Annotated in this window: 19 protein-coding genes, 1 tRNA gene and 2 rRNA genes; 7 read left to right on the top strand and 15 right to left on the bottom strand. The window is 68.6% G+C overall.

Annotation, left to right across the window (positions count from 1 at the left end):
* Nucleotides 1–111 precede the first annotated feature (111 nt).
* The 5 genes from DEJ18_RS05430 to DEJ18_RS05410 all read right to left on the bottom strand — a co-directional run bounded on the left by DEJ18_RS05430 (nt 112) and on the right by DEJ18_RS05410 (nt 8,973).
* Nucleotides 112–3,240: ribosomal RNA gene (locus tag DEJ18_RS05430) — 23S ribosomal RNA — on the bottom strand.
* 466 nt (nt 3,241–3,706) lie between these two features.
* Nucleotides 3,707–5,228: ribosomal RNA gene (locus DEJ18_RS05425) — 16S ribosomal RNA — on the bottom strand.
* The 16S and 23S rRNA genes sit together here, the layout of an rRNA operon.
* A 589-nt stretch (nt 5,229–5,817) precedes the next feature.
* On the bottom strand, nt 5,818–7,059 hold the full coding sequence (gene rlmN, locus DEJ18_RS05420) for a dual-specificity RNA methyltransferase RlmN (RefSeq protein ID WP_111211218.1): 1,242 nt from the start codon (nt 7,057–7,059) through the stop codon (nt 5,818–5,820).
* Between the two features lie 167 nt (nt 7,060–7,226).
* On the bottom strand, nt 7,227–8,153 hold the full coding sequence (locus tag DEJ18_RS05415; protein WP_111211219.1) for a C40 family peptidase: 927 nt from the start codon (nt 8,151–8,153) through the stop codon (nt 7,227–7,229).
* Between the two features lie 109 nt (nt 8,154–8,262).
* A complete protein-coding gene (locus tag DEJ18_RS05410) occupies nt 8,263–8,973 on the bottom strand; it encodes a pyridoxamine 5'-phosphate oxidase family protein (RefSeq protein ID WP_146241613.1) in 711 nt (236 codons plus the stop codon).
* A 57-nt stretch (nt 8,974–9,030) separates the two neighbouring features.
* Here DEJ18_RS05410 and pdxR point away from each other — a divergent pair, with 57 nt between their 5' ends.
* Nucleotides 9,031–10,434: a MocR-like pyridoxine biosynthesis transcription factor PdxR gene (gene pdxR, locus DEJ18_RS05405; RefSeq protein WP_181434257.1), complete on the top strand. Its 1,404-nt coding sequence runs from the start codon at nt 9,031–9,033 to the stop codon at nt 10,432–10,434.
* Between the two features lie 60 nt (nt 10,435–10,494).
* On the opposite strand, the gene DEJ18_RS05400 is transcribed toward pdxR, so the two are convergent.
* Complete coding sequence (locus DEJ18_RS05400) at nt 10,495–10,668, bottom strand: hypothetical protein (RefSeq protein ID WP_181431118.1); 174 nt, start codon at nt 10,666–10,668, stop codon at nt 10,495–10,497.
* A 200-nt stretch (nt 10,669–10,868) separates the two neighbouring features.
* On the bottom strand, nt 10,869–12,059 hold the full coding sequence (gene rimK / locus DEJ18_RS05395; RefSeq protein WP_111081100.1) for a 30S ribosomal protein S6--L-glutamate ligase: 1,191 nt from the start codon (nt 12,057–12,059) through the stop codon (nt 10,869–10,871).
* Between the two features lie 18 nt (nt 12,060–12,077).
* Here rimK and DEJ18_RS05390 point away from each other — a divergent pair, with 18 nt between their 5' ends.
* From DEJ18_RS05390 to DEJ18_RS05380, 3 genes are all read left to right on the top strand, one after another.
* Nucleotides 12,078–12,578: an ATP-dependent zinc protease family protein gene (locus DEJ18_RS05390; protein WP_111211221.1), complete on the top strand. Its 501-nt coding sequence runs from the start codon at nt 12,078–12,080 to the stop codon at nt 12,576–12,578.
* 113 nt (nt 12,579–12,691) lie between these two features.
* Nucleotides 12,692–14,347 carry a catalase gene (locus tag DEJ18_RS05385; protein ID WP_111211222.1) on the top strand — a complete coding sequence of 552 codons (1,656 nt, stop codon included), beginning with the start codon at nt 12,692–12,694 and terminating at the stop codon, nt 14,345–14,347.
* 94 nt (nt 14,348–14,441) lie between these two features.
* The gene (locus tag DEJ18_RS05380; protein WP_111081103.1) at nt 14,442–14,906 is read left to right on the top strand and encodes a MarR family winged helix-turn-helix transcriptional regulator; all 465 of its coding nucleotides are present in this window, start codon (nt 14,442–14,444) and stop codon (nt 14,904–14,906) included.
* 11 nt (nt 14,907–14,917) lie between these two features.
* Here DEJ18_RS05380 and DEJ18_RS05375 read toward each other — a convergent pair whose 3' ends face one another.
* Nucleotides 14,918–15,607: a potassium channel family protein gene (locus DEJ18_RS05375; RefSeq protein WP_111211223.1), complete on the bottom strand. Its 690-nt coding sequence runs from the start codon at nt 15,605–15,607 to the stop codon at nt 14,918–14,920.
* Nucleotides 15,600–16,949, bottom strand: a complete 1,350-nt coding sequence (locus DEJ18_RS05370) for a TrkH family potassium uptake protein (protein ID WP_111211224.1) — start codon at nt 16,947–16,949, stop codon at nt 15,600–15,602. Before DEJ18_RS05370 ends, DEJ18_RS05375 begins: the two co-directional genes overlap by 8 nt.
* A 170-nt stretch (nt 16,950–17,119) precedes the next feature.
* Between DEJ18_RS05370 and DEJ18_RS05365 the strand changes: the two genes are divergently transcribed.
* Nucleotides 17,120–18,340 carry an MFS transporter gene (locus tag DEJ18_RS05365; protein ID WP_111211225.1) on the top strand — a complete coding sequence of 407 codons (1,221 nt, stop codon included), beginning with the start codon at nt 17,120–17,122 and terminating at the stop codon, nt 18,338–18,340.
* Nucleotides 18,341–18,344: 4 nt separating this feature from the next.
* Here the strand turns inward: DEJ18_RS05365 and DEJ18_RS05360 are convergent, their stop codons facing one another.
* From DEJ18_RS05360 to DEJ18_RS05340, 5 genes are all read right to left on the bottom strand, one after another.
* Entirely contained in the window at nt 18,345–19,070 is a 726-nt protein-coding gene (locus tag DEJ18_RS05360) for a hypothetical protein (protein ID WP_111211226.1), read from the bottom strand.
* Between the two features lie 188 nt (nt 19,071–19,258).
* Complete coding sequence (locus DEJ18_RS05355) at nt 19,259–19,828, bottom strand: cysteine hydrolase family protein (protein WP_111211227.1); 570 nt, start codon at nt 19,826–19,828, stop codon at nt 19,259–19,261.
* Between the two features lie 165 nt (nt 19,829–19,993).
* Nucleotides 19,994–20,067 (bottom strand) — tRNA-Pro (locus DEJ18_RS05350).
* 138 nt (nt 20,068–20,205) lie between these two features.
* Entirely contained in the window at nt 20,206–20,856 is a 651-nt protein-coding gene (locus tag DEJ18_RS05345) for a DUF2238 domain-containing protein (RefSeq protein WP_111211228.1), read from the bottom strand.
* On the bottom strand, nt 20,853–21,689 hold the full coding sequence (locus DEJ18_RS05340; protein WP_111211229.1) for an endonuclease/exonuclease/phosphatase family protein: 837 nt from the start codon (nt 21,687–21,689) through the stop codon (nt 20,853–20,855). The genes DEJ18_RS05345 and DEJ18_RS05340 overlap by 4 nt, the downstream gene beginning before the upstream one ends.
* A gap of 69 nt (nt 21,690–21,758) precedes the next feature.
* Here DEJ18_RS05340 and DEJ18_RS05335 point away from each other — a divergent pair, with 69 nt between their 5' ends.
* Together DEJ18_RS05335 and DEJ18_RS05330 are read left to right on the top strand one after the other, a co-directional pair.
* Nucleotides 21,759–23,222, top strand: a complete 1,464-nt coding sequence (locus DEJ18_RS05335) for a hypothetical protein (RefSeq protein ID WP_111211230.1) — start codon at nt 21,759–21,761, stop codon at nt 23,220–23,222.
* A gap of 127 nt (nt 23,223–23,349) precedes the next feature.
* Nucleotides 23,350–25,563 (top strand): RecQ family ATP-dependent DNA helicase, encoded by a 2,214-nt coding sequence (locus DEJ18_RS05330; protein ID WP_258376988.1) that lies wholly within the window; start codon nt 23,350–23,352, stop codon nt 25,561–25,563.
* Nucleotides 25,564–25,617: 54 nt separating this feature from the next.
* Here the strand turns inward: DEJ18_RS05330 and DEJ18_RS05325 are convergent, their stop codons facing one another.
* Entirely contained in the window at nt 25,618–26,154 is a 537-nt protein-coding gene (locus tag DEJ18_RS05325; RefSeq protein WP_111211231.1) for a hypothetical protein, read from the bottom strand.
* Nucleotides 26,155–26,264 lie beyond the last annotated feature (110 nt).

Raw genomic sequence — 26,264 nt, 5'->3', positions numbered from 1 at the left:
GGTTCGAAACAGTTCCGCGCATGCGCGGTGTTCAGTTTCAGTTGTTCCCGATCGTCTGTCGGGAACCACAAAGTGGACGCGAGCCCCACACCGAAGTGTGGGAAAAAAGTGTGTGTCAAGTCTTCGGCTTATTAGTACCGGTCAGCTCCACGGGTCGTTAGTCCCCGCTTCCACATCCGGCCTATCAACCCAGTAGTCTGCTGGGAGCCTCTCACACTCAAGGTGCATGGAAATCTCATCTCGAAGACGGCTTCCCGCTTAGATGCTTTCAGCGGTTATCCGGTCCGAACGTAGCTAATCAGCGGTGCCCTTGGCAGAACAACTGACACACCAGAGGTTCGTCCATCCCGGTCCTCTCGTACTAGGGATAGATCTTCTCAAATTTCCAACGCGCGCAGCGGATAGGGACCGAACTGTCTCACGACGTTCTAAACCCAGCTCGCGTACCGCTTTAATGGGCGAACAGCCCAACCCTTGGGACCTACTCCAGCCCCAGGATGCGACGAGCCGACATCGAGGTGCCAAACCATGCCGTCGATATGGACTCTTGGGCAAGATCAGCCTGTTATCCCCGAGGTACCTTTTATCCGTTGAGCGACAGCGCTTCCACAAGCCACTGCCGGATCACTAGTCCCGACTTTCGTCCCTGCTCGACCTGTCAGTCTCACAGTCAAGCTCCCTTGTGCACTTACACTCGCCACCTGATTGCCAACCAGGTTGAGGGAACCTTTGGGCGCCTCCGTTACTCTTTGGGAGGCAACCGCCCCAGTTAAACTACCCATCAGGCACTGTCCATGAACCCGATCAGGGTCCTACGTTAGACATCCAAAGTGACCAGAGTGGTATTTCAACAATGACTCCACGAACACTAGCGTGCCCGCTTCACAGTCTCCCACCTATCCTACACAAGCCACTCCGAACACCAATACCAAACTGTAGTAAAGGTCACGGGGTCTTTCCGTCCTGCTGCGCGTAACGAGCATCTTTACTCGTAGTGCAATTTCGCCGAGTTCGCGGTTGAGACAGCTGGGAAGTCGTTACGCCATTCGTGCAGGTCGGAACTTACCCGACAAGGAATTTCGCTACCTTAGGATGGTTATAGTTACCACCGCCGTTTACTGGGGCTTAAATTCAGAGCTTCGCCGTGAGGCTGACCCTTCCTCTTAACCTTCCAGCACCGGGCAGGCGTCAGTCCGTATACATCGTCTTGCGACTTCGCACGGACCTGTGTTTTTAGTAAACAGTCGCTTCCCACTGGTCTCTGCGGCCTTCAACGCTCACGGAGTGAATCCGGTCACGTGTCCGGCCCCCCTTCTCCCGAAGTTACGGGGGCATTTTGCCGAGTTCCTTAACCACGATTATCTCGATCTCCTTGGTATTCTCTACCTGACCACCTGAGTCGGTTTCGGGTACGGGCGGCTGCAACCTCGCGTCGATGCTTTTCTCGGCAGCATAGGATCACTGATTTCCCCTTACGGGTACGCGTCGGGTCTCAGGCATACAGACGACGGATTTGCCTATCGTCAGCCCTACATCCTTACACCAGGTTCACCTTACGGATACCATCGCCTGGCTCAGCTACCTTCCTGCGTCACACCTGTTCATACGCTAACCGCACCAGCATGGGGTCGAGCGTTAGACCGGCGACCATCACCCCGAAGGGATCCGGTACGTCCGGGTTAGGACTCTTAGCACCACTGGATTAGCTTGGGCGGTTGTTCGCCGGTACGGGAATATCAACCCGTTGTCCATCGACTACGCCTGTCGGCCTCGCCTTAGGTCCCGACTTACCCAGGGCGGATTAACCTGGCCCTGGAACCCTTGGTCTTTCGGAGGACGGGTTTCTCACCCGTCTTTCGCTACTCATGCCTGCATTCTCACTCGTGTGGCGTCCACGGCTGGATCACTCCGCCGCTTCACTCGCCACACGACGCTCTCCTACCACTCCGCACGACTGAACCACGAAGGCTTGTCTAGTGTGCGAAATCTACAACTTCGGCGGTGTGCTTGAGCCCCGTTACATTGTCGGCGCGGAATCACTTGACCAGTGAGCTATTACGCACTCTTTCAAGGGTGGCTGCTTCTAAGCCAACCTCCTGGTTGTCTGTGCAACTCCACATCCTTTCCCACTTAGCACACGCTTAGGGGCCTTAGTTGGTAGTCTGGGTTGTTTCCCTCTCGACGATGAAGCTTATCCCCCACCGTCTCACTGCTGCGCTCTCACTCACCGGCATTCGGAGTTTGGCTGACGTCAGTAACCTGTTGAGGCCCATCGGCCATCCAGTAGCTCTACCTCCGGCGAGAAACACGCAACGCTGCACCTAAATGCATTTCGGAGAGAACCAGCTATCACGAAGTTTGATTGGCCTTTCACCCCTATCCACAGCTCATCCCCTCCATTTTCAACTGAAGTGGGTTCGGTCCTCCACGACGTCTTACCGTCGCTTCAACCTGGCCATGGATAGATCACTTCGCTTCGGGTCTAGGACATGCGACTGAAATCGCCCTATTCAGACTCGCTTTCGCTACGGCTACCCCACACGGGTTAACCTCGCCACATATCGCTAACTCGCAGGCTCATTCTTCAAAAGGCACGCCGTCACCCCTACAAGGAGGCTCCGACGGTTTGTAAGCAAACGGTTTCAGGTACTATTTCACTCCCCTCCCGGGGTACTTTTCACCTTTCCCTCACGGTACTTGTCCGCTATCGGTCATCTGGGAGTATTTAGGCTTATCAGGTGGTCCTGACAGATTCACACGGGATTTCTCGGGCCCCGTGCTACTTGGGATACACATCCGGCCATAACACCATTTCGTCTACGGGGCTGGCACCCACTACGGCCCGGCTTTCAAACCGGTTCGACTATGATGCGCTGTAACCGCCCCAGTCCGGCAGAACTGAGCGACGTGTCCCACAACCCCGACCATGCAACGCCCGCCGGCTATCACACATGATCGGTTTAGCCTCATCCGTTTTCGCTCGCCACTACTCACGGAATCACATGTTGTTTTCTCTTCCTGTGGGTACTGAGATGTTTCACTTCCCCACGTTCCCTCTACCCGCCCTATATATTCAGGCGGGAGTCACCAGGTCGACAAGTCGCCTGGCGGGGTTTCCCCATTCGGAAATCCTCGGATCGAAGCTCGATTATCAGCTCCCCGAGGCTTATCGCAGATTTCTACGTCCTTCTTCGGCTCCAGATGCCAAGGCATCCACCGTTTGCTCTTAGAAACTTGACCACAAAGATTAAAATTGCGATCCAACGCCACACCAACACCACGCCGATCACCACAAAGGCAACCAACCGGTCTCGGATGACGCGAATCTAAAGATGCTCGCGTCCACTGTGTAGTTCTCAACATACGATCGGCACCACACTCCCCCAGACCAACCGGTCTGACATCATGCGGCCCACCGAAGGACCTTCCGGCCCAACCCCCAACCACCGAACCACCCGAAAGTGACCCACCGTGGCCAGGAAGCCTGGTCCCTCAGGACCCAACAACGTGCACCAGCCGACCCGCTCCCACCCGACCCGTTCCAACCCCGCAAGCGGGACGTACTGAGACCGGAAGACGCGCTCCCGACTGCACTGTCAATGTTCCACCCATGAGCTACCCGTCGGACACGTTCGGTCCGAACCGGGCGCCTGGACCAGCAACCAACCCACCACACGGTGAGCAGCGCTGACCAGATGCTCCTTAGAAAGGAGGTGATCCAGCCGCACCTTCCGGTACGGCTACCTTGTTACGACTTAGTCCTAATCACCGATCCCACCTTCGACGGCTCCTTCCACAAGGGTTAGGCCACCGGCTTCGGGTGTTACCGACTTTCATGACTTGACGGGCGGTGTGTACAAGGCCCGGGAACGTATTCACCGCAGCGTTGCTGATCTGCGATTACTAGCGACTCCGACTTCATGAGGTCGAGTTGCAGACCTCAATCCGAACTGAGACCGGCTTTTTGGGATTCGCTCCACCTTACGGTATCGCAGCCCTTTGTACCGGCCATTGTAGCATGCGTGAAGCCCAAGACATAAGGGGCATGATGATTTGACGTCATCCCCACCTTCCTCCGAGTTGACCCCGGCAGTCTCCTATGAGTCCCCGGCATAACCCGCTGGCAACATAGAACGAGGGTTGCGCTCGTTGCGGGACTTAACCCAACATCTCACGACACGAGCTGACGACAACCATGCACCACCTGTACACCGACCACAAGGGGGCGACCATCTCTGGCCGTTTCCGGTGTATGTCAAGCCTTGGTAAGGTTCTTCGCGTTGCATCGAATTAATCCGCATGCTCCGCCGCTTGTGCGGGCCCCCGTCAATTCCTTTGAGTTTTAGCCTTGCGGCCGTACTCCCCAGGCGGGGCGCTTAATGCGTTAGCTACGACACAGAAACCGTGGAAAGGTCCCTACATCTAGCGCCCAACGTTTACGGCATGGACTACCAGGGTATCTAATCCTGTTCGCTCCCCATGCTTTCGCTCCTCAGCGTCAGTTACGGCCCAGAGATCTGCCTTCGCCATCGGTGTTCCTCCTGATATCTGCGCATTCCACCGCTACACCAGGAATTCCAATCTCCCCTACCGCACTCTAGTCTGCCCGTACCCACTGCAAGCCCGAGGTTGAGCCTCGGGATTTCACAGCAGACGCGACAAACCGCCTACGAGCTCTTTACGCCCAATAATTCCGGACAACGCTTGCACCCTACGTATTACCGCGGCTGCTGGCACGTAGTTAGCCGGTGCTTTTTCTGCAGGTACCGTCACTTTCGCTTCTTCCCTACTAAAAGAGGTTTACAACCCGAAGGCCGTCATCCCTCACGCGGCGTTGCTGCATCAGGCTTTCGCCCATTGTGCAATATTCCCCACTGCTGCCTCCCGTAGGAGTCTGGGCCGTGTCTCAGTCCCAGTGTGGCCGGTCACCCTCTCAGGCCGGCTACCCGTCGTCGCCTTGGTGAGCCATTACCTCACCAACAAGCTGATAGGCCGCGAGTCCATCCCCAACCAAAAAATCTTTCCACCACCAGGCCATGCGACCAGTAGTCATATCCAGTATTAGACGTCGTTTCCAACGCTTATCCCAGAGTCAGGGGCAGGTTACTCACGTGTTACTCACCCGTTCGCCACTAATCCGCCCAGCAAGCTGGGCATCATCGTTCGACTTGCATGTGTTAAGCACGCCGCCAGCGTTCGTCCTGAGCCAGGATCAAACTCTCCGTAAAAAATTACAACCAACACCGAAGTGTCAGCGAGTTGATCTTGACTGTTGACTGTCTACTGACAATCTTCAATCCAAAAGGAATTGCTCCACACCCGATCAGCCGAAACCGACCAGGCACGGGGTCAATAAAATTGGCATTGACAATGTGCACGCTGTTGAGTTCTCAAGGACCAGACGCACTCCCCACTCGACATCATCACGATGTCTCGCCAGAGAGGCTGGTTCGTTGCCCGGGGAAGATCGGAGCCAGACTGCATCTCCCAGGTCGTTGACCCGGTCAGCGTCTCGGCCGATCCGTTCTCCGCCTCAGCGGCAACGAGTGATTACTTTACGCACGGGTGAACGGCAGCGCCAAGCCAGCTCGACTCCCGGGCGTGTCGCGCCTGCTCCCCTGCTGTTCCGGGCGGCGGAAGCCGTACGCGATCGCGGCCGCTGACCGTCCCTGGGAACGACAGAAGGCTCCCCACCGGGCACGGCCAGCCCGCCGCTGGCGCGTCGGTCTGGAACCGGCCGTCGTGGGCCCAGATGCGTACTCGCACCGCGCCTCCCGTCAGAGCCGTCGCTCACCTGACCGACGAGTCGGTCAGCCGTCAGTCGGCCGCTGCCAACTGCCCGCAGGCACCGTCGATCTCCTTGCCGCGGGTGTCGCGGAGGGTGGTCGGGATGCCGGCGGCGTTGAGTCGGCGGACGAACTCGTCCTGCACGTGCACCTCGGACGAGGTCCACACAGACCCGGGCGTCGGGTTGAGCGGGATCGGGTTGACGTGCACCCAGCCCTTGCCGCGCTTGTTGAGCTTCTCCGCCAACAGATCCGCACGCCAGGCGTGGTCGTTCATGTCCTTGATGAGCGCGTACTCGATCGAGACGCGGCGACCGGTCTTGACGTAGTAGTTGTGGGCGGCGTCGATCGCCTCGTCGACCTTCCACTTCGAGTTCACCGGGATGAGCTCGTCGCGGAGTTCGTCGTCCGGCGCGTGCAACGACAGCGCGAAGGTCACCGGGATGTCCTCGTCGGCGAGCTTCAGGATCGCGGGCACCAGGCCGACCGTCGAGATCGTGATGCCGCGGGCGCTCATGCCGAGGCCGTTCGGCTGGGGCGCGGTCATGATCCGCACCGCGTCCATCACGCGCTTGTAGTTCGCGAGCGGCTCCCCCATGCCCATGAAGACGATGTTCGTGACGCGCTCGGCATCGACCCGGTCCTTGCCGCCCTTGCGAGGATCGCCGCCGAGTTCCCCGGCAGCGATCGCCTCGTTCGCCCGGACGATCTGCTCGATGATCTCGGCCGTCGACATGTTGCGCGTCAGGCCTGCCTGGCCGGTCGCGCAGAACGGGCAGTTCATCCCGCAGCCGGCCTGGGACGAGACGCAGAGCGTGATGCGCCCCGGGTACCGCATGAGCACCGACTCCACGAGGGCGCCGTCGTGCAGCTTCCAGAGGAACTTGATCGTGTCGCCCTTGTCCGTCTCGAGACGACGGGTCTCGGTCAGCAGGGGCGGCAGCATGCCGGCGACGAGTTCGTCGCGCTGGGCCGCCGGCAGGTCGGTCATCTTGGCCGGGTCGGACGTGTAGTGCGTGAAGTAGTGGGTGGCGAGCTGCTTGGCGCGGAACCCGGGCAGACCGAGTTCCTTGACCTTGGCTTCGCGCTCCTCGGCCGTCAGGTCGGCCAGGTGCACGGGCGGCTTGCCCCGCTTCGGCGACGCGAACTGCAGCAGTGGTCGGCCGTCGGTCCCCGTGGCCTGCTGCCAGCCCTCGGTGCGCGGGCGCACCTGCGGGCGGACGGAGCGTGCTGCGCTCTGCTCCTCGAACGGGGTGCGGGTGTCGGTGGCCATCACTCCAGCTTACGGGAGGCCCGCAACCCTTCGCGAGTCAGCCCAGCGATCCTGCGTGGTCGGGCTGGTCAGACCGACTGCACGACGGTCCCGGCCTCCGTGAGCACACGCACGGGGAACACGTGGCCGGTCGGAGCCGTCGGCCTGCACGGCGACGACCCCGCCGCTCAGGAACCGGCAGGCAGGAGCCGGGCGAAGTGGTGCGGCATCGAGTACATCGGGACGATGTCCACGACCTCGCCCGGGTGCGGTGCCTGGAGCACGAGTCCCTGCCCGAGGTACAGGCCGACGTGGTCCTCGTCGTCGAAGACCACCAGGTCCCCCGGCGCCGCCTCGGACTCGGGGACGGTCTCCGCGGCGGCGTCCTGCGTGGGGACGTAGTGGGCGAGCTCGATCCCGACCGCCTGGTACGCCACCATCGTCAGGCCGGAGCAGTCGATGCCCGCGTGGTCCGCTCCGCCCTCGAGGTACGGGTCGCCGAGGTACTGCAGTGCCGTCTGCAGCACCGTGGCGCGGTCGCCGCCTGCCGAGAGCGCCGCGGACAGTGCCGACTGCGCCTGGGCCTCGGTCACGCCGAAGCGGAGGACCAGGGTCGGGTACGACACGACCGATGTCGTCGTCACGCCGTCGGACGACGTGATCGGGACCTCGACGTCGTGGGCGACGGTGTAGGTCTGCAGCTCGAGGGAGGTCGTCGTGGGCACCGCAGCCGGTGCGGCCGTGGCGGCCTCGGCCGGGATCGAGAGGGACAGGGTCGAGGTGACCGCCAGTGCCGGGGCGATCAGCAGTGCGGCGCGTCTGGCGGTGGCGGCACGTCGCACGTGCCGCGGGTCGGCCGCGCGCTCGGCGCGGAGCGCGGCGGTCCGGGAGACGAGCGTGCCGGTCACGGGGTCGGCGACCGGGTGGGCGGTCCGCGCCGGGGAGAGCGTCACGACGCGGGCCGGGCGCTCGTGCGCCACCCAGGTGCTGCGGGCGACGGATGGTCCGGCGGCGGCGCGGCGGCCGCGTGCCCGGGTCACGGGGGCGACGGTTGTGGGGACGGTGCCGGCGCCCGATCGACGGTCGTCGTCAGCGGGCAGTGCTTGGCGTCCCATGGTTCCTTCCGTGTCTGGACCGCCCGTCTCGGGCGGCGACCCGGAGAGACAACGTATCGGTCAGGAACCTGACCACGGCTGGGGAACCTCGGCGAGTTCCTGCGGTCCGTCACAGACACGCGGCCTCCCGGTCGTCGGCGAGCGCGTCGAGCCGTGCGGCGAGCGCGAGCACGGACGGGTCGGGAGCCGTGGCCGACGCGGCGGCGAGCGCTCCCGACACCGGTGCGCCGGCACGCACCGCGACCGGCAGGACACCCGCCCAGACACGGTGGTCCTCACCGTCGTCGGGTGCCTCACCGACGCCGGCGGCACGGACCTTGACGCTCGCCGTGTCGAGCGGGAGTTGCAGGACCTGGGTCTGGCGGACCTCCTTGGCGGTCATCTCGCGCACCTCGGCGCGCCGGCCGGGCATGAGGTGGTCCGCGACCTGGCGGAGCGCCTCGGCACGCTGCTCGGTCGGCACCACAGTCGCGCGGCCGACGACCATCGCGCTGCGGTAGTTCGCGGAGCTGTCGAAGGTCGAGCGGGCGAAGACGATGCCGTCCAGGTGGGTGACCGTGGCGGAGACGGGGACGCCCTCCGCGCCGGCGTCGAGGAAGAGCCCGCCGCCCGTCGACCCGTGCAACAGCAGGACCGGTCCGGCACCGAGGTCGCCGACGCCGTACAGGTACGGCAGGACGATCGGGAAGCCGTCACGGACGAGGGCGACGTGGGCGACGAAGCCCTCGGCGAGGACCTGACGGAGCGCCTCCGGATCGGTCTGCTGGCGCTCGCGGAGACGGCGGACGGTGAGGGAAGGCAGTGCGTCGGGAGCGGGCATGTCTCGACGCTAGGGTCGGGACTGGACCAGCACGTAGACCAGATCGGGGCGCTCCAGGTGGACCAGTCGAGCAAGGTGGCCGCCGTCGTCGCACGGGTGCGGGCCCTGGTGCACGACGGGACCCTCGGCGCCGGTGACCCGCTGCCGTCGACGCGGTCCCTGGCGGGCGAGCTCGGGGTCGCGCGCGGCACAGTCGTGGCGGCCTACGAGCAGCTCGACGGCGAGGGGTACCTCCGGACGCGGCAGGGCGCGGCGGCCCGGGTCGTGGCCGGAGCGGGCGGTGCGCCCGGGGTGAGCCGCGGGCAGCGGGGGCCGGCGCCGGATGTCGCACCTGCCGAGGCGCCGGAGCGACTCGGCGTCGACTGCCGACCGGGGATCCCGGCCGTCGCCGCGATCAGCGACCGGGACTGGCGAGCGGCCTGGCGGGCCGCGGCCGACGCGCCGCTCCGCAACGCGCTGTCCGAGCCCGCGGGGCTGCCCGCCCTGCGCGAGCAACTGGTCGTGCAGCTCGGTCTCGCGCGCGGGTTCTCCCCGTCGGTGTCGCAGGTCCTCGTCGCTGCCGGGACCTCGGAGGCGCTGTCCCTCGTCGCCGAGGCACTGGGCACCCTGCTCGGCCGCGCGCCCCGGATCGCCGTCGAGGACCCCGGGTACCGTTCCGGCCACCGCGCCCTGACGAGTGCCGGCGCGGACCTGGTGGCCGTCCCCGTCGGACCGGACGGCGTCGACCTCGCCGCCCTCGCCGCGGTCGACGTCGACGCGGTCGTCGTCTCCCCCACGCACCAGTACCCGCTCGGCTCCGTGATGCCGGTCGGGCACCGGCGAGCGCTGCTCGCGCACGCCTCGGCGGTCGGCATGGTCGTGGTCGAGGACGACTACGACTCCGAGTTCCGCCACCGGGGCAGTCCCGTCCCGGCCCTCGCCGCGCTCGACACCGACGGCGTCGTGGTGCACCTCGGCGGCTTCTCGAAGACCCTCGACCCGCGGCTCCGGTGTGCCTACGTCGTCGTGCCCGCCGGTCCGGTCGGCGAAGCGGTCCGATCGGCCCGGACGGCCCGCGGTGCGGTCGTCGCCGAGCCGGTACAGGTCACGCTCGCGCACCTGCTCCGCACCGGGGCGTTCCGCCGCCACCTCGGCCGGGTGCGCCGGGACTACACGCACCGACGGGAACGGATCGCGGTCCGGCTCGCCGACACGGGCATCCCCGGCCTGGAGGCCCGTGCCCTCACCGGCGGTCTACACGCGGTCCTGACGTGGCCGGGTACACCGACCGGCGCTGCCGTGGTCACCCGCGCGGCGGCGGACGGTGTCCTGCTGGCCGACCTCGCCGACTACGAGCTCGAGCGGGGACGGTCGGGCAACGGGATCGTGCTCGGGTACGGGGCCGTGACACTGCCCGAACTCGACCGGGCGCTCGACGTCGTACTCACCGCGGTCCGGGCGGGGTCGTCCGGTCCGGGCTGAGGACGGTCTCGCCGGAGCCGGGCCGTGGTCGGCCGTGCTCCGGAGCTCATCGCGACGGGGTCAGCGCTGTCGGGCCCGGTCCGCCGGGGTGCGGTCGCTGCGCCAGACGTCCTCGAGCGACGGCACCGGCACGTCCGCCGGGACCGCCCACCCGCGGCGAGCGGCCTTGCGGGCGGAACGGTAGGTGGTCACGTGGAGCGGCTCCACGTCCTGGTTCGATTCGTACTTCGTCATGGCGTGCTCCCTGTTCACGGCGCCCGCGCTCCGGTGCCGTCCTCCCCGGGACGATCATGGACCGCGGGACACGAGACGAACTCTCTTCTGCTCGGACGGTACGCGGCACCGGGCCGGGGTGCGCCGCCCGGCCCGAGGGCCCGCGCCATCCGGACGAGGGCACGCGGGGGTCCGCGACAGCCGCCCGGTCAGGACCGGGGTCAGCTGTCGGGCAGCGCTTCCTTCGGGAGCTTCCGCAGCTTCGTGCGTCGACGACGGCGGTCCGGGATCATCGAGCGCATCTCCTCGAGCTTGCCGAAGCACAGCAGCCGGTCACCGGGCTCGAGCACCACGCCACTGCGGGGGTTCGGGATGACCGACGTCCCGCGGTGCAGCGTGAGGACCGTGATGTCGCGGTCCCACAGCCCCGAGTCTTTGATCGTCTTGCCGACCAGGTCCGCGTTCGTGTGCACGAGCAGCTCGGCGACGCCGTACCCCGTCGAGACACTGAGGCGCTGCCGGACGTCGATCTCGGGGAACGCGACCTGGTTCGCGATGAAGTCGATGATCGCACCGGCGACGTCGAGGCCGGTGGCGCGCTCGATGCCCTCCAGGCCCGGGGAGGAGTTGACCTCCATCACGAGCGGTCCCTCGTTGCCCTCGAGCATGTCGACGCCGGCGACCCGGAGCCCCATGATCTGGGCGGAGCGCACGGCGGCCTCCTCGTACTCCGGCGTCAGCGTGACCTGCTCGACGGTGCCGCCGCGGTGCACGTTCGAGCGGAACTCGTCGCCGGACGCGGACCGGCGCATCGCCGCGACCACCCGGTCCCCCACCACGAGCGCGCGGATGTCCTTGCCGCGGCTCTCCGAGATGAAGCTCTGGATGAGCACGTTCTGCTTCGTCGAGTGGAGGGTCTCGACGATGGACTCGGCGACCTTCGCCTCGGGCGCCAGGATCACCCCGATCCCCTGCGTGCCCTCGAGCAGCTTGATGACGACCGGGGCGCCACCGACCCGCTCGATCGCACCGCGGACGTCCGCCCGGCTGTTGACGAACGTCGTCGCCGGCATGCCGATGTCGTGCCGGGACAGGATCTGGTTCGCGCGGAGCTTGTCGCGCGAGTTCGTGATGCCGTTCGCGGTGTTCGGCGTGTAGACGTCCATCTGCTCGAACTGTCGGACGACCGCGGTGCCGTAGTACGTGATGGAGTTGCCGATGCGCGGCAGGACGGCGTCGTAGTCGGACAGCAGCTTGCCGCGGTACTGCAGGTCCGGCTGCTCACCGGTGAGGTCGATCGCGAACCGGAGGGTGTTCAGCACCTTGACGGTGTGACCGCGTTCGGCGGCAGCGGTGCGGAGACGCTGCGTCGAGTACGCGTGCGGAGCGCGCGACAGGATGGCGAGTTTCATCACTGCCAAGATAGGGGCATGGCCGACCCCGCGAAGCGCCCCGACGGCGGGAAGTCCGCGTCCCGTGTGCGGATCGTCGCCGGGTGGCGGGAGTGGGCGGCGCTGCCGGACATCGGCATCCCCTGGATCAAGGTCAAGCTCGACACCGGTGCCCGGAGTTCGGCGCTGCACGCCTTCGACGTCGAGGAGCTCCCCGGCGGCCGCGTCCGGTTCTCGGTGCACCCGTGGCAGGACTCCGACGTCGACCCGCAGACCGTCGAGTGCGCGATCCACGACCGCCGCGTGATCCGCAGCTCGAGCGGTCACACGCAGGAGCGGATCGTGGTGCTGATGTCGATCGAGCTCGCCGGGCGCACGGTCCTGGCCGAGGTGACGCTGAGCAACCGCGACCAGATGGGCTTCCGGATGCTCGTCGGGCGCGAGGCGCTGCGGCAGGGGTTCGTCGTCGACCCGGCCCGCTCGTTCATGGCGGGGCGTGCCCCCAAGGCCGTGCGTCGGCGGAACCGCGGCCGGAGCTGAACGGGCTCTGAACTCCTGGGAACCCCATCACCGCTGGGAACAGTCGTCTCCCCCGCAGGCCACACTCGGGCGTGAACCCGAGTCCGTGACCAGAACGCAGAGAGGACGACGCCATGACCGACGTCTCCAGCCAGCCACCCGCCGAGGGTGACGACCGCCGGGTGCTCACCAACCGGCAGGGCCACCCCGTCTACGACAACCAGAACCAGCGCACGGTCGGGGCCCGCGGCCCGGCGACGCTCGAGAACTACCAGTTCCTCGAGAAGATCAGCCACTTCGACCGCGAGCGGATCCCGGAGCGGGTCGTGCACGCCCGCGGCGCGGTCGCCTTCGGGTACTTCGAGGCCACCGGCACCTGGGGTGACGAGCCGATCGCGCAGTACACCCGCGCGAAGCTCTTCCAGGAGGCCGGCAAGCGCACCGACGTCGCCATCCGGTTCTCGACCGTGATCGGCGGGCGCGACTCGTCAGAAGCCGCTCGCGACCCCCGCGGCTTCGCGGTGAAGTTCTACACCGAGGACGGCAACTGGGACCTCGTCGGCAACAACCTCGGTGTCTTCTTCATCCGCGACGCCATCAAGTTCCCGGACGTCATCCACTCCCTCAAGCCGGACCCCGTCACGTTCCGTCAGGAGCCGGCCCGCATCTTCGACTTCATGTCGCAGACGCCCGAGGCGATGCACATGCTCGTCAACCTGTTCAGCCCGCGCGGCATCCCCGCGAACTACCGGACGCAGCAGGGCTTCGGCGTGAACACCTACAAGTGGGTGAACGGCGACGGCGACACCAAGCTCGTCAAGTACCACTGGATCCCGTCGGTCGGCGTCAGCTCGATGACCGAGGCCGACGCGGCCGTGGTGCAGGGCGGTGACCTCGGCCACGCGTCGAAGGACCTGTACGAGGCCATCGAACGGGGCGAGTACCCGGAGTGGGAGCTCCGCGTGCAGCTCATGGACGACCACGACCACCCCGAGCTCGACTTCGACCCGCTCGACGACACCAAGGTGTGGCCCGAGAACGAGTTCCCGCCGAAGGTCGTCGGCAAGATGGTGCTCAACCGGAACGTCACGAACCACTTCGCCGAGAACGAGCAGCTCTCGTTCGGCACCGGCGTGCTGGTCGACGGACTCGACTTCTCCGACGACAAGATGCTCGTCGGCCGCACGTTCTCCTACTCGGACACGCAGCGGTACCGCGTCGGCCCGAACTACCTGCAGCTGCCGGTGAACGCGCCGAAGAACGGGAACGTCGCCACGAACCAGCGCGACGGGCAGATGGCGTACCACCAGGACCACGGTGGCGAGAACCCCCACGTCAACTACGAGCCCTCGATCACCGGCGGACTGCGCGAGGCCGAGTACCCGACGCACGACGACCAGGGTCCGGAGATCGTCGGCCGACTCACCCGCAAGCGCATCCCGCGGACGAACGACTACACGCAGGCCGGTCAGCGGTACCTGCTGCTCGAGGACTGGGAGCGCGACGACCTGGTCGCCAACTTCGTCGACCTCATCTCGCAGGCGGCCCGACCGGTGCAGGAGCGCATGCTCTGGCACTTCTACATGGTCGAGGACGACCTCGGCCGCCGCGTCGGCGAGGGCCTCGGCATCACGCTCGACGAGGTGAAGGACCTGCCGCCGCTGCAGTCCCAGACCCTCGACGAGGCCGAGTTCGCGCGCCTGGCGAACCTCGGGCACAACGGCTCGCGTGACGTCGAGGGCCTCATGATGACGCACTGCGTGCCCGACGAGCGCGCCGTGCGCGTCTGAGACGCGACCTGCCGCAGACGGGAGGCCCGGTGCCAGCTGGCACCGGGCCTCCCGTCTGCACGACCAGGCCGGCCCCGTCCGGCAGGATGGACCCATGCCACACGCACCATCAGAGGGCATCGACGAGTTGCTCGCAGCATCACGCGGACTGCTGGGAGTCGTCGCCCGGTCACTCGCACCCGCACTCGAGCACGTCACCGTCCCGCAGTTCCGCCTCATCGTCCTCGTGACGACCCTCGGTCCCACACGGTCGGGCGACCTCGCCGAGCGCCTCGCGGTCGGCGCGTCGACGCTCACGCGGATCGTCGACCGTCTCGTCGAGGACGGGTGGGTCGAGCGGCTGCCGAGCACCGAGAGCCGCCGCGAGGTCCTCGTCGGAGCGACCGGGCAGGGGCGCGCCCTGGTCGCGGACGTGATGGAGCGGCGCCGGGTCGAGATCGTCGGGCTCCTCGACGCGATCCCGGAGGCCGAGCGGGCGAGCGTCGTCGCGGGGGCGGCCGCGCTCCGGCGGGCGATGCACGAGCCGCTGGTGGAGGAGATCTCCGCGTTCGGTGGCTGACGCGCTCGCCCTCAGCGCAGGGCGCAGAACCGTTCGGTCCGTGCGACCGGCCCGATGACGATCAGGGTGTCCCCGGCCTGCGGGACTGTGTCCCCGGCGGCGCTGTGCCACTGCCCGTCGGCACCCTTGATCTTCACCACGGTGATCCCGAACCGCCGTCGGAGGACCGATTCGTCCAAGCGGTGGCCGACGACCTCCTCCGGCACCACGGTCTTCGCCACGACGAGGTCCTGGTCGAACTCCACGTAGTCGAGCATCGACCCGCGTACCAGGTGCGCGACGCGCCGCCCCATGTCGGCCTCCGGGTACACCACGTGGTCGACGGCGAGCTGCTCGAGGATGAGGCCGTGCTGCTCGCTGATCGCCTTCGCCCAGATCGTGGGCCCGCCCATCCGTTTCAGCAGCGACGTCGTGAGGATGCTCGCTTGGATGTCGGTCCCGATGCCGATGACCACACGGTCGAACTCGCGCAGCCCGAGCTGGTCGAGGGTCGCCTGACGGGTGGCGTCGGCGCGGACGACGTGCGTCAGGACGCCGTTGTGCGCCTGCACGATGTCCTCGTCGGTGTCGATCCCGAGGACCTCGGTGCCGGACCGGGCGAGCTCGACGGCGAGTGCACCGCCGAAGCGTCCGAGGCCGATGACGGCCACGGCGGAGGCGGTACGGGACGCCGCCTTGCGGGAGAACGGGTTGTCAACCAATGATCGGACGCTCCTTCGGGAGTTCGTAGACGCGGGTGCCCCGGGACAAGGCGAGCGCGGAACCGAGCGCGACCGGCCCGAGACGGCCGATGAACATCAGTGCCACGAGGACGAGCTGCGCCGCCGCCGGCAGGTCCGCAGTGATCCCGGTCGACAGTCCGACCGTCGAGAAGGCGGAGATCACCTCGAACAGGACGCGGTCGAGCCGGACGTCGGTCATGAGCATGATGACGAACGTGGAGGTGACGACCAACGCGACGGACAGGAGCGCGACGGTGAGGGCCTCCCGGTGCGTCGACCGCGGCAGCCGCTTGTTGAACATGTTGACGGCGGTGTCACCGCGCAGTTCTGCGATCACGATGAAGAGGAGCACCGCGAACGTGGTGATCTTCAGCCCACCACCGGTCCCGGCCGGTCCGGTGCCGATGAACATGAGCACGTCCGTCACGAGCCAGCTCGCCGGGTGCATCGCGCCGATGTCGATGTTGTTGAACCCCGCCGTGCGCGGCATGACGCCGGCGGTGAACCCGACCAGGAGGCGCTGCAGCGGATCGTAGGCACCGAGCGTCGCCGGGTTGCGCCACTCCAGGGCCGTGATGGTCGCGGCTCCGACGACGAGCAGCACGACGGTGCCGACGACGACCGTCGTCGTGTTGAGCGTCCACGTGCGCGGGACGAGGAACCGGCGGCGCAGCTCCATGATGACCGGGAACCCGAGCCCGCCGAGGATGATGGCGGCGCAGATCGGCAGGCAGATCCAGGGGTCGGCGGCGTAGCTGACCAGGCTGTCCGCCCGGAGCGCGAAGCCGGCGTTGTTGAACCCGGAGATGCTGTGGAAGACGCCGAGCCAGAGCGCACGGCCTGGTGACTCGTCGTACGCGAGTGCCCACCGTGCGGTGAGCAGCACAGCCACCGACGCCTCGACCACCACGGTGATGAGCCCGACACCGCGGAGGACGCGCGCCACGTCCCCCGGCCCGACGCCGTGGGTCTCGCTCACGGCTGTGAGGCGGGTCCGCAGGCCGAGTCGCCGGGCCACGAGCAGCCCGAGCAGTGTCGCGAGGGACATCACCCCGAACCCACCGACCTGGATCAACGCCAGGATGACCACCTGCCCGAACGGTGACCAGAACGTCCCGGTGTCGACGACGACGTGGCCGGTCACGCACAGGGCACTCGTCGCGGTGAAGAGCGCCTCGACCACGGTCGCCCGGTTGCCGGGGGTCGTCGACACCGGCAGGAGCAAGAGGACCGTGCCGACGAGGATCGCGGCGGCGAAGGCGGCCGCGATCACCCGGCTCGGCTGCGCGAGGACGCGCAGTCGGCGGAACGGTCCTCGCACGCTGCTCCTCGTCCTGGGCGGTCGGTGGTCCCGACCCTGGTCGATGCTAGCCGTCCGGTCGAGTGCCGCGCAGCCGCATCGTGCTCGTCCGATCGCCGGGCGGTCGCCGTTGCCGCGTGGTCTCGTCGCAACGGAGGAATGGCCCTTCGGCGTCGGCGCTTGTTGCGTCCATGACCACCCCTTCGGACCGCCGCGGCTGGCTGAGCGTCCTGTCGGTCGCCCTCGGCTCGTTCGTCCTCGTCCTCTCGGAGTTCCTGCCCATCGGTCTGCTGCCGTCGATCGCCAGGGACCTCGACGTCGACACCGGCACGGCGGGACTCATGGTGGTGTTCACGGGCCTCACCGGGGCCGTGGCCGCTCCGGTCGTCACGGTCGCGACGTCACGCCTGGACCGCCGGACGGTCCTGCTCGCCCTGACGGTCCTGTTGGTGGTGGCGGACGCCCTCGCGGCACTCGCGCCGACCTTCGGCGTCCTGCTCGTCGCCCGGATGCTCCTCGGCGTCGGCATCGGCGGGTTCTGGGCGATCGGCGCGGGCATCGCCGGGAGGCTCGTGGCACCGTCCGCGGTGATCCGTGCGACCTCCTTCATCACCGCGGGGGTCTCCGTCGCCACGGTGGTGAGCCTGCCGCTCGGCGCCTTCGTGTCGTCGCTGGCCAGCTGGCGGCTCGCGTTCGTGATCGGTGGCGCGCTGGGGCTGGTGGCGCTGGTGCTCCAGGTGATGATGCTGCCGAGCATCCCGTCGTCGCAGCGGGTCCGGTTCTCGACACTCGCGGGCCTGCTCCGGGTCCAGCGTGCCCGCGTCGGCCTCATCGCGGCCGCGTTCCTCTTCGTCGCGCAGTTCGCTGCCTACACCTACGTCGCCCCGTACCTGGAGGAGCTCGTCCGGGTCGGTCCGGACACCGTCACCCTGGCGCTGCTCGTGTTCGGGATCGCTGGCATCGCCGGGAACTTCGTCGCCGGCGTCACGCTGAGCCGGAACGTCATCGGCACCATCGGTGTCGCGAAGATCGTGCTCGCCGCGGCCGTGGTCCTGCTGCCCTTCGCCGCACACTCGGTCGTCGGGGTGTTCGCGCTGCTCCTGGTCTGGGGATTCGTCTGGGGTGCGCTGCCACTCGGGACGCAGACGTGGATGTCGACCGCCTCGCCGGCGGGCGCGGAGAGCGGGCTGGCGTTGTTCGTCACGACGATCCAGCTCGCGATCGCCGCGGGGTCGGTGCTCGGCGGCGCGGCGGTGACCTCGTTCGGCCTCTCGGCGGACTTCTGGTTCTCCGGAGCGGTCGCCGTGGTGGGAGCGGTCGTGCTGCTGACACTGGGCCTGCGCCGGTCGAGCGCGGTCCCGCAGGCCGAGGCGCCGACGCACCCCACGCCGGTCGTGGCACCAGCGGACTGACAGGTCAGCCGACGGGAGCGCCGCCGTCATCGGACACGGTGAGCCGTCGCAGTCCGTGCCGACGGATCATGAACACGACCGTCACCGCGAGGAACACCAGCGGCACCACCAGGACCAACGGCACGTGGTCGTACGGACTGCCGGACACCGCAGCCGCCAGCAGGAGCAACGGTCCGTTCGACAGGTACGCCCCGGCGAGCGCCGTCACGACCCAGCCGCCGACGACCAGGCGGGTGAGCCGCTGGTCCCGAGCCGCCAGCTCGTTCGACGCGTAGCGCGGTCCGGGGCGGCGCAACGCTCGTCGGGCGAGGACCAGCACGAACGCCAGGACCACGCCGAAGAGCACGAACGCGGCGACGAAGCCGCCCGGGCCGAAACTCCAGCCGAGCGCGAGGGCGAGACCGCCGCCGACCGAGAGCGGGATGCACACCAGGATGATCCCGGCGTGCACGAACCGGCGTGCCGGGGCCCGCACCAGCAGCCCGAAGGCCGTCAGGACCGTCGCGATCGGCACCCCGGTGAAGACGAGCCCGAGGACCAGTTCGCCAGCGGCCTCCGGAAGCCGCAGGACGCTCGAGAACGCCATGCTGAGGAGCGCGGCGACGACCACGATGTCGGCCGCGAGGACGACGAGCGCGAACACCTGCTCACCGCGGCCGGACGACGTCGGCTGCTCCCCCGGTCCGGTCGGTGCCGCCGATGCGTCCGCGTCCCGTGCCGGTTCCGTCATGCGCTCCCCCTGGTCGATCGTTCCCCTCCGATCAGTCTGCCCGCGCATTCCGTTGCGCGTCCAGGAGGCCCGCGCGGCTCCGGCAGACCGGTCAAAAGAACGAGCACGCACGAGGAGCTCGATGTCCTGGCCGCCACCTGCCAGTTCTGGCGCGATCGGTCCGGCCATCATCCGAGTTCAGTGGAGGATCACGCCTCGATCCTGCCAGGGCAGCCGCCGCCCTCCGCCGTGAGGGCCACGTCGACGTGTTTCACGGCGGCGAAGCGTCGACCGGGGTACCGCAGTCCCGCGAAGTACATGTTGGTGTGGGCGACGATCTGCTCACCGGTGATGACGACGCCGTCGTGCTCGGCGTCCGTGGTGGTGTGGGCATCGGAGACCAGCGTCACGTCGTACCCTCGAACAGCTGCTGCCTGCGTGGTCGTGCGGACGCAGTAGTCGCTCTGCGCGCCGGCGACGACGAGGTGCTCGGCACCCAGACCTTCGAGTACCTCCGCCAGGTCGGTACCCGCGAAGGAGTCGCGGAAGTGTTTCCGCACGAGCGGCTCGTCCTCGCTCCGGCTCAGCGGCTCCGCCAGCTCCCACCCAGGGGTCCCCTCCGCGAAGCCCTCGTGGTCCTGGACCCAGACGACGGGGACGCCCTCCGCTCGCGCACGGTCGACCAGACGGGCGATCCGACGTAGCACCGCGACGACATCGAAGCACCCGTCGACGACCCCCGTCTGGAGGTCGATGACGAGCAGCACGGTCGAGGGCACGGCCCGAGTCTCCCACCGGAGTTGGCGGTCCTGCGCGCGGCGACGGCAGTTCGAGCAGACCCGACAGTCGCTGGCTGCCAACACCGGAAGTCGACGCGGACGGGCAGACGCAGCCTGAGCACGAGAGAGCCCCGGCGGAACCTGTATTCCGTCGGGGCTGTCCGGTCGGGCTGACAGGATTTGAACCTGCGACCCCTTGACCCCCAGTCAAGTGCGCTACCAAGCTGCGCCACAGCCCGTGAGTCCGTGAAGACCCAGACCCCGCGTCCACGAAGGATGCTGCAGGCCCTGCTCCCCACCCGACCGAGCGCGGAGCAGCCCATCCAGCATAGCGGAAGCGCGAGCCCCACCGCGCCACGGCCCGCAGCCCGCGCGCGTCAGCCCTGGGGGTGCAGCGCCGACGTGCCCTCGCGGTGAGCGCCGACACCCTGGGCAACGTGACCAGGTCGCACGACCCGCCGCTCCCGCGACAACCACGGCAGCGCGAACCCGGCGAGCAACGCGCCGAACCCGTCCGCGGCCAGGTCCCCGATGGTGTCGTCGTAGCCGACGACGATCGTCTCGTCGACGAAGTTGTGCCCGAGCCACTCCCCGATCTCCCACACCGAGCCGGTCGCCATCCCGGCGGCGAGCGCCACGAGGGCGGACAGCAGCACCCCGGCGCGTGGGGCCGAGGCGATGACCCCGGCGTCCGAGGCGATGACGTACAGCAGTCCGGCGAGCAGCCCGACAAGGATGACGTGGACGACCTTGTCCCACAGGAACACGGTCGTGTACCAGTCGAGCATGCTGCTCCACGCGGCGACCAGGCTCAGCAGGACGACGGCTGCGTCGAACGTCGGCCGGAGTCCGAGCATGCGCGGGACGACGGCGCCGAGGAGTGCGAGCGCCATCACGGCGAACGCCACCGCGCCCCATCCGACGGCGGCGACGGGCACGCTGGCGAGCGTCAGGATCCGGAGCACGTCGGCGGCCCAGACGGCGCCGTGCGGCCGGCGGAGGAACGTCAGCCCGAGCGTGGCGATCACGCGGGCGCTCCGAACGACAGGACGGCGTGCACGGCGAGGTGGTCCGAGGGCCACACTCCCCCGGGCCGTCTGGTGGACACGGCGACGCGGGACACGACGGCGTCCTCGGTCGCGAGCACACCGTCGATGCGCGGCCGGTCGGCACGTGGCTCGCGGTAGGCGGCGTACGTCCCGACCTCCGGCGTCTCCTGACGGGAGGCCCGCCCCCAGGTGTCGGACACGCCTGCGTCCGCCAGCGCGCGCCACGGCGCCGACCCGGCGGCGGCGTTGAAGTCGGCCATCACGACGGCCGGCAGCCCGGATTCGGCCACGATCCTGCCGAGGAGCTGCGCGGACCGGAGCCGCGCCCACGGTGAGGCGACGTCGAGGTGCGTCGCCAGGGCGAGGAAGCGTCTGCCGGTGGCGTGGTCGTCGAGGACCACCCCGACCGCGTGGCGGGGGAAGGCGGTGGCCCAGGCGCGGCTGCCCGGGCGGAGCGGGCGGCGGGAGAGCGCCCACGAGCGGCGTTCGACGACGGTGCAGCGCTCGGGGTCGACGAGGACCCCGACGGCCTCGCCGTCCCCGTGGCGGTCCCGCCCGAGCAGGACGGCTTCCCAGCGTTCGCCGATGCCGGTGGCGAGGTCCACCGCCTGCGGACGCAGGGCCTCCTGGACGGCGAGCACGGTCGGCTGCTCGGAGGCGACGAGCGCGACGACGGCGTCCCGTCGGTGCTCCCACGCGTCCGGGTGCCCGGCAGGGCGAGGGACCTGACGGCGCAGGTTGAGGGTCATGCAGTGCAGATCGGGAGGCGACACCGGCCCGATGGTCGGTCGGTCGTCGGCCTGTCGGAGCATGCTCCCGTTCTACCGACCGGACGGACCCGGTTCCCAGGCTGGTGGTCGTCCGGCTCCTATGGTGGCTCGATGCGTTCCCGACCCGTTCGTTCCCTGCTCGCGCTCGCGGTGACCGGCCTCGTCCTCGGTGTCACCGCCTGTTCCGGTGCCACGCCGGTCCCGCGCCCGACCTTGGCCCGCGCAGCGTCCGACGCCGTGACGGTGGTCGCGCAGGACTCAGGAGTGGAACGGTCGATCCGGACGAGTCGAGCGCTGTTCCGGTCGGCTCCCGGGGCGGTCGTGGCGCCGGCGGACGACGCCGACGCGGTGCGACGGGCCGCGAGCGCCGCGGTCCGCGCGCACGTGCCCGCGCTCCTCGTGGGGACGGGACCGGAGGCGGTCGACGCCGAGCTCGAACGACTCGATGCGTCCTGGTATCAGGCGGTCGGCAGGGTCTCGCTCGACACGGACGTCGCGGAGCGGGACGCGCCGGAGGCGGGCCAGCGGGCGGAGGGGGGACGTGCCTCCCGGCAGACGGTGCTCGTGGCGGACCGGTCAGCGGACGCCGCTGCGGTGGCGACCGCCCGCGCTGCCGGTGCTCAGCTGGTGGAGATGCCCTCGGGCGTGTCGGACCCTGCCGCGTCGGGTGACGTCGTGCGTGCGCTGCACGGTGCGGAGGGTCGGCCGACGCTGCTGCTCGGTGCCGCCTTCGCGGACCTCGGCGACCCCGAGTGGGTCGTCCGGGCGGCGCAGACCGGGTACCGGATCGGTGACGGCGGGCAGCGGCCCTTCGACGGACACCGGTACACGGCTCTGTACGGCGCTCCGGGGGCGTCGGTGCTCGGGGTGCTCGGCGAACAGGACCCGGCGGCGAGCGTCGAGCGCGCGAAGACGCTCGCGCAGGAGTACCGCGGCATCTCGGACGTACCCGTGACGCCCGCGTTCGAGGTGATCGCGACCGTCGCTGCCGGCGAGGCCGGGGACGACGGCGACTACTCGCGTGAGCTGCCCGTGTCCACCCTCGAGCCGTACGTCGACGCCGCGCACGAGGCCGGCATGCCGACGATCATCGACCTCCAGCCCGGACGGAGCGACTTCCTCTCCCAGGCGCAGCGGTACGAGTCGCTGCTCCGGCGGCCGGACGTGTGGTTGGCGCTCGACCCGGAGTGGCGGCTCGGGCCGGACCAGGTCCCGCTCGAGCAGATCGGCTCGGTCAGTGCGCGAGAGGTGGACGAGGTGTCGGAGTGGCTCGCGGAGCTCGTCCGGCGTGAGGGGCTGCCGCCGAAGGCGCTCGTGCTGCACCAGTTCCGGTCGTCGATGATCGCCGACCGGGGATCGCTCACGTCACACCCGGAGCTCGACCTGCTCGTGCACGTCGACGGGCAGGGGGCGCAGCCGGACAAGCAGGCGACGTGGAAGGCGCTGCACGAGGGCGGTCCGGAGGGGCTGCACTGGGGGTGGAAGAACTTCCACGACGAGGACTCGCCGATGCTGACGCCGGAGCAGACGATGTCCGAGGTGCAGCCGACCCCGTCGCTGGTCACCTACCAGTGACTGGTCGCGGATCCTCCACAGCCTGGCGCGCCCGCTCAGCGGCGACGCGGAGCGTTGCGCGGGGCGCGCCGACCGAGCCTGCGAGGGAGGGGCCGGGTTCGTCGGTCGCTGCTGACAGCATGGGGGCATGAGTTCAGCTGCTGCTTCCTCCGTCCCGCCGGCTGCGGGGGTCGCGCCGACCGCGGGTCCGACCGCCGCCGCGGATGCGGCACCGTCGGCCGGTCCGGCACCATCGGCTGCGATCGCTGCCGAGGCACAGGAGGCCCTGCAGGCGTTGACCGGTCGGGTCGACGCCGTCTTCCACCCGGGGCAACTCGAGGCGATCTCCGCGCTCGTCGAGCACCGGCAGCGTGCCCTCGTCGTGCAGCGCACCGGATGGGGCAAGTCGGCGGTCTACTTCCTCGCGACCCTGCTGCTCCGGCGCCGGGGCGGCGGGCCGACCGTGCTCGTGTCGCCCTTGCTCGCGCTCATGCGGGACCAGGTCGCCGCGGCCGCGCGGGCCGGGGTGCGAGCGGTGTCCATCAACTCGGCGAACGCGCACGAGTGGACCGAGACGCAGGCCGCCCTCGCCCGCGACGAGGTCGACGTGCTCCTCGTCTCCCCCGAGCGGCTCAACAACCCGAAGTTCCGCGACGAACAGCTGCCCGCGCTCATCGGGCGGATGGGGATGCTCGTCGTCGACGAAGCGCACTGCATCTCCGATTGGGGGCACGACTTCCGGCCGGACTACCGGCGCCTGGCCGAGCTCATCCGCTCCCTGCCGCACGGCGTCCCGGTGCTCGCGACGACGGCGACCGCCAACGAGCGCGTGGTCGAGGACGTCGCCGAACAGCTCACGGCCGGCCCTGATGACCCGGTGTTCACCATCCGCGGGTCGCTCGCCCGGGCCTCCCTGCGGCTCGGCGTGCTCACGCTGCCCGATGCCCGTGCCCGGCTCGGCTGGTTGCTCGCGCACCTCGGCGACCTGCCCGGCAGCGGCATCATCTACACGCTCACGGTCTCAGCTGCCGAGGACATCGCCCGCCTGCTGCGCGAGTCCGGGTACGCGGTCCGCGCCTACACGGGCCGCACCGACAACGAGGAACGCGAACAGCTCGAAGGGCAGCTGAAGGGCAACGAGCTGAAGGCACTGGTCGCGACGAGTGCGCTCGGCATGGGGTTCGACAAGCCCGACCTCGGCTTCGTCGTGCACATCGGCGCGCCGTCCTCCCCCGTCGCGTACTACCAGCAGATCGGTCGTGCCGGCCGCGCGACGGACAACGCCGACGTGCTGCTGCTGCCCGGACGTGAGGACCAGGAAATCTGGCAGTACTTCGCCAGCGCGTCCATGCCGACCGAGTCGCGCGCCTCGGCAGTGCTCGGCGCGCTCTCCCCCGACAGCGCCATGTCGACCGTCGCCCTCGAAGGGCTCGTCGACATCAAGCGATCGACGCTCGAGCTCCTGCTCAAGGTGCTCGACGTCGACGGCGCCGTCCGTCGTGTCGGCGGGGGCTGGGTCACGACCGGCCGCCCGTGGGAGTACGACGCCGCCCGCTACGAGCGTGTCGCCGCTGCCCGTGCCGCCGAAGCCGCGTCGATGCTGGCGTACGAGTCGACCAGCGCGTGCCGGATGCAGCTGCTCCAGCAGGACCTCGACGACCCCTCGGCCGAACCGTGCGGCCGGTGCGACAACTGCGCCGGCGCCTGGTACCCGACGGACGTCTCCGACGCCGACCGCTCCGGCGCCGCGACCGCACTGGACCAGGTCGGCGTCGAGATCGCCCCGCGTGCGCAGTGGCCCTCGGGCATGGCGTCGCTCGGGGTCGCGGTGAAGGGGAAGATCCCGGCCGGCGAACTGGTCGCGCCGGGCCGTGCGGTCGCCCGCCTCACCGACCTCGGGTGGGGCGGGCCGCTCCGTGCGCTGTTCTCTCCGGGGACGCCCGACGGGCCGGTCTCGCGGGAACTCGTCGACGGCTGTGTCCGCGCGCTGAAGGACTGGCCATGGGAGGTCCGGCCGACCGGTGTCGTCGCGATGCCCTCACACTCCCGCCCGCAACTCGTCTCGTCGCTCGCGCAGGCCCTGTCGTCCATCGGGCGGCTGCAGCACCTCGGGACCCTCGACCGCGACGGCGGGGTTCCCCGTGGGGACGGTGCGACGAACAGCGCCTACCGACTGTCCGGCGTCTGGGACACCTTCGTGGTCGGTCCCGAGCTGGCAGCCGCACTGCAGGCGCACGAGGGGCCGGTGCTGCTCGTCGACGACCTGGTCGACAGCCGGTGGACGATCACCGTCGCGGGGCGCGAACTCCGCCGAGCCGGTGCATCGGCCGTGCTGCCGTTCGCGCTCGCCACGGTGGCCTGATCCACGACGCGGGATCACGATGCTCGGCCGACGAGTGGGACGAGACGATCGCGGTCAGCGATCCCGAGTGGCCCCCCGCGTCGGCTTCGGGAAGGTGGTCCGCATGTGGTCGCTGGTCAGGACGTCCCCGACGCCGACCATGAGCACCGAGAACACGATCTGCTCGATGACCATCCAGAACGGGTAAAGGCCCGGGATCGCAGCGACCACCAACGTCACGATCGGGAAGATGCGACTGAAGAGCCGCAGCCGCTGGTACGCCCAGTAGTACCCGAGCTGCGCCCGCCACGCGAACACGGAGAGCGTCAGGGTGATGAGCAGCACGACCGTCGCGCGGAACCAGACCGCCCACGGAACGTCCTGCCCGGCCCGGGTCAGGACCGCGGCGACGACGATCGCGGTCAGTCCGACGACGGTCTCGGCGATGAGCAGCCACCGGATCCACCGGAACGACCGCACGGTGTCGGCATGGGCGAGCATGTCCTCGCGGATGACGTAGCTGCCCTGACGTCCGCCAGCCAACCGGTCGAGCCGGAGACGGGTCCACGCACGGTCCGCTCGGACGGAGAGGGCGGGAAGATGCTGCGTCACCGTCCCATCGTGCCGTATCCAGTCCGGCTTCCGGCCCGCGGGTCTCCCAGTGGCAACGCGGCCCCGGTAGGCAGCACAGGTCCGGCAGGGAGCACAGGTCCGGCAGGGAG

It is taken from the genome of Curtobacterium sp. MCSS17_015 (assembly GCF_003234265.2).
GTDB lineage: Bacteria > Actinomycetota > Actinomycetes > Actinomycetales > Microbacteriaceae > Curtobacterium.
The sequence above is the reverse complement of the archived record's forward strand: the minus strand, read 5'-3'. Positions and strand labels throughout refer to the sequence as shown.

Coding starts and splice junctions, on each gene's coding strand:
- DEJ18_RS05410 (WP_146241613.1), bottom strand. CDS start 8,973: ATGCCCGCTCCCGACGCACTGCCTTCCCTCACCGTCCGCCGTCTCCGC.
- DEJ18_RS05330 (WP_258376988.1), top strand. CDS start 23,350: ATGAGTTCAGCTGCTGCTTCCTCCGTCCCGCCGGCTGCGGGGGTCGCG.
- rlmN (WP_111211218.1), bottom strand. CDS start 7,059: ATGGCCACCGACACCCGCACCCCGTTCGAGGAGCAGAGCGCAGCACGC.
- DEJ18_RS05335 (WP_111211230.1), top strand. CDS start 21,759: ATGCGTTCCCGACCCGTTCGTTCCCTGCTCGCGCTCGCGGTGACCGGC.
- DEJ18_RS05365 (WP_111211225.1), top strand. CDS start 17,120: ATGACCACCCCTTCGGACCGCCGCGGCTGGCTGAGCGTCCTGTCGGTC.
- DEJ18_RS05385 (WP_111211222.1), top strand. CDS start 12,692: ATGACCGACGTCTCCAGCCAGCCACCCGCCGAGGGTGACGACCGCCGG.
- DEJ18_RS05390 (WP_111211221.1), top strand. CDS start 12,078: ATGGCCGACCCCGCGAAGCGCCCCGACGGCGGGAAGTCCGCGTCCCGT.
- DEJ18_RS05400 (WP_181431118.1), bottom strand. CDS start 10,668: ATGACGAAGTACGAATCGAACCAGGACGTGGAGCCGCTCCACGTGACC.
- DEJ18_RS05360 (WP_111211226.1), bottom strand. CDS start 19,070: ATGACGGAACCGGCACGGGACGCGGACGCATCGGCGGCACCGACCGGA.
- rimK (WP_111081100.1), bottom strand. CDS start 12,059: ATGAAACTCGCCATCCTGTCGCGCGCTCCGCACGCGTACTCGACGCAG.
- DEJ18_RS05340 (WP_111211229.1), bottom strand. CDS start 21,689: ATGCTCCGACAGGCCGACGACCGACCGACCATCGGGCCGGTGTCGCCT.
- DEJ18_RS05415 (WP_111211219.1), bottom strand. CDS start 8,153: ATGGGACGCCAAGCACTGCCCGCTGACGACGACCGTCGATCGGGCGCC.
- DEJ18_RS05380 (WP_111081103.1), top strand. CDS start 14,442: ATGCCACACGCACCATCAGAGGGCATCGACGAGTTGCTCGCAGCATCA.